Here is an 8,138-nt window from a genome sequence, read left to right as displayed (position 1 = left end):
CGCCGAGTGCGGCAAGTGCGACTTCTGCCTGTCAGGCAAGACCAACCTGTGCGTCGCTGTCCGCGAAACGCAGGGCAAGGGTTTGATGCCCGATGGGACCACCCGCTTTTCGTACAATGGTCAGCCCCTCTATCATTACATGGGCTGTTCAACCTTCAGCGAATATACTGTTGTCGCCGAAGTCTCGCTCGCCAAGATCAATCCCGAGGCAAACCCCGAACATGTCTGCCTGCTCGGCTGCGGCGTCACGACCGGCATCGGCGCAGTCCACAATACCGCCAAGGTCCAGCCCGGAGACTCGGTCGCCGTGTTCGGCCTCGGCGGCATCGGCCTCGCGGCGATTCAGGGTGCGCGCCAGGCGAAGGCGGGTCGCATCATCGCCATCGACACCAATCCGTCCAAGTTCGAGCTGGCACGCCAGTTCGGTGCGACCGAGTGCATCAACCCCAAGGACCACGACAAACCCATCCAGCAAGTGCTGATCGAAATGACGGGCTGGGGCATCGATCATACTTTCGAGTGTATCGGCAACGTCCAAGTGATGCGCGCCGCGCTTGAATCAGCGCACCGTGGCTGGGGTCAGTCGATCGTGATTGGCGTTGCCCGCGCGGGCGAGGAAATCTCCACCCGCCCATTCCAGCTCGTCACGGGGCGCGTATGGAAGGGGTCCGCTTTCGGCGGCGTCAAGGGACGGACACAGCTCCCCGGCATGGTCGAGGACGCGATGAGAGGCGATATCGATCTGGCCCCGTTCGTTACCCACACGATGGGTTTGGAGGAGATCAACGAGGCCTTCGAACTGATGCACGAAGGCAAGTCGATCCGCACGGTCATTCACTACTGACCCGCCGATCCGAAGCGGCGCGATGCGCCCGGATCGACAACCCGGCCTTCATCATGGCCCGACCCCGGCCATGATGAAGCGCGCTCTGGCAAATGGGCAACGCGGGGAAATGCATTCATCTGTTACCCGACTGTGATGAACCACGGGCTACACGGGGGTATAGGGCAGGAAGACTGAATTGAAGAGCAAGGATGTACACGCGGCGACGGCGGCCACCGATCATGGGCATGCGGGGCCGCCCGCGTGCGTGCAGGTTCGCGGCGCGCGCCAGAACAACCTCAAAAATGTTGACGTCGATGTACCGCGCGACGCCTTCGTGGTGTTCACCGGCATATCGGGCTCGGGCAAGTCATCGCTCGCGTTCGGCACCCTTTATGCCGAAGCCCAGCGGCGTTATCTGGAATCGGTTGCGCCCTATGCCCGTCGCCTGATCGACCAGGCCGGCGTGCCGGAGGTCGACGCGATCGACGGTTTGCCGCCTGCGGTCGCGTTGCAGCAGCAGCGCGGCTCGGCCAACGCGCGATCCTCGGTCGGCAGCGTGACGACGCTCTCCAGCCTGGTGCGGATGCTCTATTCGCGCGTCGGCGAATATCCGCGCCATCAACCCATGCTCTATGCGGAGGATTTCTCCCCCAACACGGTCGCGGGGGCCTGCGCGACCTGCCACGGCATTGGCCGCGTCTATGACGCGACCGAAGAGACGATGGTTCCTGACGCCAGCCTCTCCATTCGCGACCGGGCGATCGCCGCCTGGCCGACCGCGTGGCATGGGCAGAACCTGCGCGATATCCTCGTTTCGCTCGGCTATGACGTCGATACGCCGTGGCGCGACCTGCCGAAAAAGGATCGCGACTGGATCCTCTTCACTGACGAGGCGCCGACGGTGCCGGTCTATGCGGGCCTGACGCCCGAACAGACCCGGACGGCGCTCAAGCGCGGTATGGAGCCGAGCTACCAGGGCACCTTCACCGGCGCGCGCCGCTATGTGCTGGAAACCTTCGCTAACACGAAAAGCGCGCTGATGAAGAAGCGCGTCTCGCAATATATCATCGGCCGCGATTGCCCGACCTGCGATGGCAAGCGCCTGAAGCGCGAAGCCCTGTCGGTCAAATTCGCCGGCCTCGACATTGCCGAGTTCGGCGACCTGACGGTGCTCAAGCTGAAGGACTTGCTGATGCCCGTCGCGCATGGCGCGTATGGGGCGGTCTCCGCCCCCTCAAAGGGCCATGTTCTGGAAAAAGCGGCCCGCGATGCAGCGGTCGAACAACGGGTTGCGGCGGGCGGCTCTGCGCACAAGAACGCGCCCGACGTACGCCGCACGCCCAATCTCTCCGACGAGAAGCGGATAGCCGCCCAACGCCTTGCCTGCGAATTGATCGAGCGGCTAGAGCCGCTGATCGATCTTGGCCTTGGCTACATTTCGCTCGACCGCAGCACGCCGACGCTCTCCTCCGGAGAGCTGCAGCGCTTGCGGCTTGCCACGCAATTGTCGTCACAGCTTTTCGGCGTGGTCTATGTGCTTGACGAGCCTTCGGCAGGGTTGCACCCGGCAGATGGCGAAGCCTTGCTCACCATCCTCGAGCGTCTCAAGGCGGCGGGCAACTCCCTGTTCGTCGTAGAACATGATCTCGACGTGATCCGCCGCGCGGAATGGCTCGTCGATGTCGGGCCAGGAGCCGGGGAAAAGGGCGGTGAAGTCCTCTACAGCGGGCCGATAGAGGGGCTTGCCGACGTCGAGACTTCGATCACCCGCCGCTACCTGTTCGCAGAGCCGCTCCGCAGTGAGCGCACACCGCGCGATCCCAAGGCATGGCTACGCCTTGAAGGGATCAGGCGGAACAATCTCCATGGTCTCGACGTCGAGTTTCCCATCGGTTGCTTCACCGCTGTCACCGGCGTTTCGGGATCAGGCAAATCCAGTCTGGTCAGTCAGGCGCTGCCCGAGCTCGTCACGGAACACCTCGGCGGCTCCCCCGTGGCCGAGGAGGAGGATATCGATCCGCTGCTCGATGTTGCGCAGAACGACACTGAAGGACGCCTTGTCGCAGGCATGGAGCATGTTCGCAGGCTGGTGCGGGTCGATCAGAAACCGATCGGCCGCACGCCGCGCTCGAACCTGTCCACCTACAGCGGCATGTTCGACCATGTGCGACGGATCTTCGCTGATACGCCGCTCGCCCGCCGGCGGCACTACAGCCCGGGAAGGTTCTCGTTCAACGTCGCGCAAGGCCGCTGCCCTGTGTGCGAGGGCGAGGGATACGTCATGGTGGAGCTGCTGTTCCTGCCGAGCGTTTTTGCGCCGTGCTCGACCTGTCATGGCTCTCGCTACAACCCGCAAACGCTCGAAGTCGAATGGAACGGGCGCAATATCGCCCAGGTGCTCGAACTGACGGTCGACGATGCGTGCGATTTCTTCGCTGGCGAGGCATCGGTGATGCGCTCCCTCGACGTGTTGCGGGAGATCGGTCTTGGCTATCTGAGGCTTGGTCAGCCGGCGACCGAGCTGTCTGGCGGGGAAGCGCAGCGCATCAAGCTGGCGACTGAACTGCAGCGCGCTCAACGCGGCAACACGATCTACATCCTCGACGAGCCAACTTCGGGGCTTCACCCCTCCGATGCCGACCGGCTGATGCAACACTTGCAGGGCCTCGTCGATGCCGGCAATACCGTCGTAGTCGTGGAACACGACATGCGCGCTATCGCACAGGTGGATTGGATTATCGATCTGGGACCGGGGGCCGGGGAAGAGGGCGGCCGTATCGTTGCCAGCGGCGTCCCTGGCGTCGTCGCGGAAGCGGAAGGCAGTCTCACCGCCCGCTATCTCAAGGCGGCGCTGTAGGTCGTAAACCTCGCCGAACGCACGTTCGATCAGGTGCATCTCAACCACACGTTGGAATGGGTCGAGTCTGGAAGCGGGAGCCGGCGAGGTGTCACCGCGGTTGACGCGGCTCAGGGTTTAAGTGCCGTCAGGTGCGCCCTGTTCGTGTGATACGCGGCATGGCGGACGGCCAATCTCTGGCCATCCGCCACATTTGCTTCGTGCGGACCTTCTCCGGGGAGAGGGCCCTCACATGGTTCGTCGAAACGCCCCGTCTTATTTCCCTGCTGCAAGCGCTGCGCTCACACCTTCTGCGATTTCCTCAACGAGTCTGGCACAGAAGGCGGGCAAATCATTAGGATCGCGGCTGGTAACAAGGCCGTTGTCGACCACGACTTCCTCATTGGTCCATGCACCGCCGGCGTTCTCGATATCGACCTTCAGCGTCGAGTAGGACGTCAAGGTGCGACCCTTGAGCACGCCCGCCTCGATCAATGTCCAAGGTGCATGGCATATAGCCGCAACAGGTTTTTTCTGATCGAAGAAAGCCCGGATGAAACCGATTGCCTCGTCGCTGCCGCGCAGCTTGTCGGCACCGACAGTCCCTCCGGGCACAACAAGTCCGTCGAAATCGTCGGCTTTGACCTCGGAAAACGTCTTGTCGATAGTATAGCTGCCACCCTCGTCGAGATCGTTATTGACTGTGCGAGCCTTGCCCGGTTCAAAACTGACCACGGTCACTTTGCCGCCAGCCTCCTCGATAGCTTGCTTGGGCTTCGAGAATTCTGGCTCTTCCGTCCCGCGGGGCGCGATCAGAACGGCAACTGATTTGCCCTCTAATGTCATAATTTATCCCTATTCCGTAGAAGACTAAGGTCAGGCACCCGGTTTGAGCACGACCTTTGTCCAACCATTATCGCGCGCATCGAAATGCTTGTAAGCGTCTGGTGCCTGATCGAGCGGCAGTCGGTGCGAGATGATTTGACCAGGATTGGCCCGGCCTTGCTCGATAAGCTTCATCAGCCGCCGGTTGTAGTGCTTTACATTACACTGGCCGGTGCCGATCTTCTGCCCCTTGAACCAGAAGTTGCCGAAGTCGAACGCCATCTTGCCTTCCTTCTGGAGATCGTCGGTCGCATTCGGATCTTCCGGGATAAACACGCCGACGACGCCGATGCCGCCGGTGGCCTTCGTGCTTTTGACGAGGCAGTTCATCGTGTAATTACTGCGCTCCTTGCCGTGGCGATCGCAACACTGGTATCCGACCGCCTCGACCCCCCGGTCGGTCCCGAGGCCGCCGGTTGCGTCAAGGATCTGCTGGGCGGGATCGCCCTTGCGCATGTCGATCGGAATGGCGCCCATCGCCTCGGCCAGCTTGAGACGGTCATCGTGAGAATCGACCACGAAGATCTGAGAGGCACCGCGAATTTCGGCTGAGTGCGCGGCCATTAAACCGACCGGACCGGCGCCGTAGATCGCGATGCTTTCGCCAGGCATGAAGCCTGACAGTTCGACGCCATGCCAACCCGTCGGGAAGATGTCGGAGAGCATGACATAGTCATCCTCCTTCTCCTCGGCGTCCTCAGGCAGCTTCAGACAATTGAAGTCCGCATAAGGAACACGCATCAACTCGGCCTGGCCACCTTGCCACGGACCCATCTCGGCAAAGCCATACGCTGCGCCGGCGGTTCCAGGGTTGGTCGTGAGGCAGAAACCCGTCAAACCCCGTTCGCAGTTTTCGCAGAAACCGCAACCGACGTTGAACGGCAAGCACACGCGATCGCCCTTCTTGATACGATCTACGGCAGAGCCGACTTCGACGACCTCGCCAAGGTTTTCGTGACCGAAGACCCTGCCCTTCTCGAAGCTGGTACGGCCCTCATACATGTGAAGGTCCGACCCGCAGATATTGGTCGTGGTCAGCCGGATGATAACATCGGTCTGCTTTTCGATCTTGGGATCATCGATAGTATCGACAGAAACATCTTTGGGCCCGTTGTACACGACAGCTTTCACGGATCTCTTCCTTTCGCAACTCTTCTGAACGCGTCATCAAATCTAGAGCTTGGTGTTGATCCGGTCCATCGCAACGACGGAGGACATCGCACCCATTCCAAGTGATCTCAGTTTCCTGAACCTTCTGCTACCTGAGAGGTTCCTTCCCGGAGGGCCATTCTCGGATCGATTCACGGCTGTTCTGAAGACTGGGCCAGAACGGGCGAATAACGCGCCAAGTTGATGCGCCCAAGAATTTCCCGCGAACAAATCGTGCCGCTACATCGCGCCACGTCAACGGCGCTTGATTAGTAAATTCAGAGGTGTGATAAGCGCAAAAGACAAGGCCATCCACTATCGCGGATGGCCTGTCGTATTCATTTACTCATTTCTCGGTTCGGCCGGGGCATCCATTCGGGATGGAGACACGAGCCTTCACTGCAGCCAAACGGCAGCTTAGGGTGCCGACCGCTCCGCTATTTCGCGGCCAGCAGGGTGAACTTGTGAATCTGCGGCGGTTCGGAAAACAGTTCGTCTGCCTTGTCCATCAGTGCGGCGGCAACCTTGCCGTCAAGATGGGCCTGGCGATCATCCTCTGTGTCGAACGTATCGAAGATCGCGTACGCACCGGGACCTTCCTCGATCGCATACCAGGTCAGAGTGCCCGGCTCAGCTTGAACGAGCGGCAATGCCGAGGTGAGGAAATCGGCGACATCGCGCTCTTTTCCGGGCTTGGCCTTCAGTGGTACATACAGGGCAAGTTTGGGCATAAATGACTCCTCAAGTGAAACGGACAGATATTATTCGGCAAAGTAACGGACGAGCAGACCGGTACGTTCCCCATGAGGCGGAGCACACGCGGCCCCGCCTCCTCGTCGAAATCAGAACTCCTGTGCGGTCGGCCGGATGACGATCGCGTTGACATCGACGTCATCAGGTTGTTCGACAGCGAACGCGATAGCACGCGCCACCGATGCCGCCGGGATGGCCTGCTTGTAGAAGTCCAGCACCGTCTCGGCAGCCGTGCCGGATGTCGTGAACTTCAGATTGCTTTCGACAGCTCCAGGCTCGATTGACGTGACCCGGACCTTTTCCCCCACTTCGTGGCGCAAGCCCTCGCTGATCGCGCTGACGGCAAACTTTGTGCCGGAGTAGACCGTGCCGCCCGGTGCGAAGACCTTGATGCCCGCAACCGAGCTCAGGTTGATGATGTGACCGCTGCCCTGCTCGAGAAAACCGGGAAGGGCAGCCGCGATGCCGTAGAGCGTACCCTTCAGATTGACGTCGATCATCTGGTCCCACTCGTCGGTATTGACCTCGGCCATCGGACGGATCGGCATGAGCCCGGCGTTGTTGATCAGCACGTCGAGGCGGCCGAAGTCGGCGACGATCGCGGCGACGACAGACTGGACCGCCGACTTGTCGGTTACGTCGAGCGCGTAACTACGTGCCGTGCCGCCGCTTGCGGCGATGTCCGCGACGACCTCGTCGAGCCTGTCCTTGCGCCGGGCGGCGATGGCCACCTTGGCGCCGCGTTCAGCGAGAAGCCGCGCGGTTTCTGCGCCGATACCGGTGCTGCCGCCGGTGATGAGAACAACCTTGCCTTCGATACCCTTGGTCATGACTGTATTCCTTCAAGTCAGTTGTTGATTTTTCGCCGGATCGCGGCCCCGCGCGAGCCCGCCCGGCCTGATGGGGTCACTGCGAGCGCAACAGGACGGGACCGGCGCCCACCTTGATGCGGAGCAGTTCGTAGGGCTTGCGGCGCAAGTCCCGCCCGCCGTGGAAGCCTGGCTGGCGGTGAAGCTGGTTGGCGATGAAGTAGAGGTAGCCGTCGGTGCCGATCGACAGCGTGTCGGGCCAGCTGATGCGCGGGTCGCTGACCACCGTCGTCCAGCTGCCCTGGTCGAGCACGCGGATCGCGTTGTTCTCGTAATCGCCGGCGAACACGCGGCCGTTGTCGTCCTCGGCAATCCCGTCCGAGGCGCCTTTGCGCCCCAGGTTGCGGACCGCGCGGCCCAACCCCTCCTCGGACACCGCGGCATCGCGCAGCAGCGCCGTGGGCACCGCGTGCAGCGTGCGACCCGACAGCGGTCCATAGTAGAGCAGGCTGCCGTCGGCGCTGAGCGCAATCGCGTCGCTGGCGATCGCGACCGGCGTCGCGGGGCCGTCGGCCGGGCGGTTCATGAGCACCGCGCCGTCGACGACCGGGGTGAAGCCGCGCTCGGGGTTGGTCGTCGCATGGTTCGACAGGCGCCGGATCGCACGCCCGCTGGCGATATCGACGACGATGATGCCGCCGACACCGGCGTTGCTGCTGTCGGTGATGTAGGCGACGCCCTCGGCGCCCTGACGCAGATCGAAGCGCACGTCGTTGAGGTAGGTCGTGGGCAGCACCACGCTGGGCGGCAGAACGATCGTCTTCACCACCCGGTTGGTTGAAAGATCGATCGCCACCAGCTTTGCACCGCCGGCCTGGGG

General features: G+C 62.0%; 7 protein-coding genes. 2 read left to right on the top strand and 5 right to left on the bottom strand.

Features of this window, described 5'->3' with window-relative positions; all coding sequences use genetic code 11:
• Together IL54_RS03685 and IL54_RS03680 are read left to right on the top strand one after the other, a co-directional pair.
• The coding region (locus IL54_RS03685) for an S-(hydroxymethyl)glutathione dehydrogenase/class III alcohol dehydrogenase (protein WP_037477745.1) at positions 1-844 on the top strand (844 nt) is incomplete at its 5' end.
• Between the two features lie 178 nt (positions 845-1,022).
• Entirely contained in the window at positions 1,023-3,683 is a 2,661-nt protein-coding gene (locus IL54_RS03680; RefSeq protein ID WP_237748773.1) for an excinuclease ABC subunit UvrA, read from the top strand.
• A gap of 255 nt (positions 3,684-3,938) precedes the next feature.
• Here the strand turns inward: IL54_RS03680 and IL54_RS03675 are convergent, their stop codons facing one another.
• From IL54_RS03675 to IL54_RS03655, 5 genes are all read right to left on the bottom strand, one after another.
• On the bottom strand, positions 3,939-4,508 hold the full coding sequence (locus tag IL54_RS03675) for a type 1 glutamine amidotransferase domain-containing protein (RefSeq protein WP_037473342.1): 570 nt from the start codon (positions 4,506-4,508) through the stop codon (positions 3,939-3,941).
• 30 nt (positions 4,509-4,538) lie between these two features.
• Positions 4,539-5,678 (bottom strand): glutathione-independent formaldehyde dehydrogenase, encoded by a 1,140-nt coding sequence (locus IL54_RS03670; RefSeq protein ID WP_037473340.1) that lies wholly within the window; start codon positions 5,676-5,678, stop codon positions 4,539-4,541.
• 455 nt (positions 5,679-6,133) lie between these two features.
• A complete protein-coding gene (locus tag IL54_RS03665) occupies positions 6,134-6,427 on the bottom strand; it encodes a putative quinol monooxygenase (RefSeq protein WP_037473339.1) in 294 nt (97 codons plus the stop codon).
• Positions 6,428-6,538: 111 nt separating this feature from the next.
• On the bottom strand, positions 6,539-7,279 hold the full coding sequence (locus IL54_RS03660) for an SDR family oxidoreductase (protein ID WP_037473338.1): 741 nt from the start codon (positions 7,277-7,279) through the stop codon (positions 6,539-6,541).
• A gap of 76 nt (positions 7,280-7,355) precedes the next feature.
• Positions 7,356-8,138, bottom strand: a 783-nt coding sequence (locus IL54_RS03655) for an L-dopachrome tautomerase-related protein (RefSeq protein WP_037477741.1), incomplete at its 5' end; no start/stop codon positions are given.

Source organism: Sphingobium sp. ba1, from assembly GCF_000743655.1.
GTDB lineage: Bacteria > Pseudomonadota > Alphaproteobacteria > Sphingomonadales > Sphingomonadaceae > Sphingobium.
The sequence above is the reverse complement of the archived record's forward strand: the minus strand, read 5'-3'. Positions and strand labels throughout refer to the sequence as shown.

Coding starts and splice junctions, on each gene's coding strand:
- IL54_RS03665 (WP_037473339.1), bottom strand. CDS start 6,427: ATGCCCAAACTTGCCCTGTATGTACCACTGAAGGCCAAGCCCGGAAAA.
- IL54_RS03675 (WP_037473342.1), bottom strand. CDS start 4,508: ATGACATTAGAGGGCAAATCAGTTGCCGTTCTGATCGCGCCCCGCGGG.
- IL54_RS03660 (WP_037473338.1), bottom strand. CDS start 7,279: ATGACCAAGGGTATCGAAGGCAAGGTTGTTCTCATCACCGGCGGCAGC.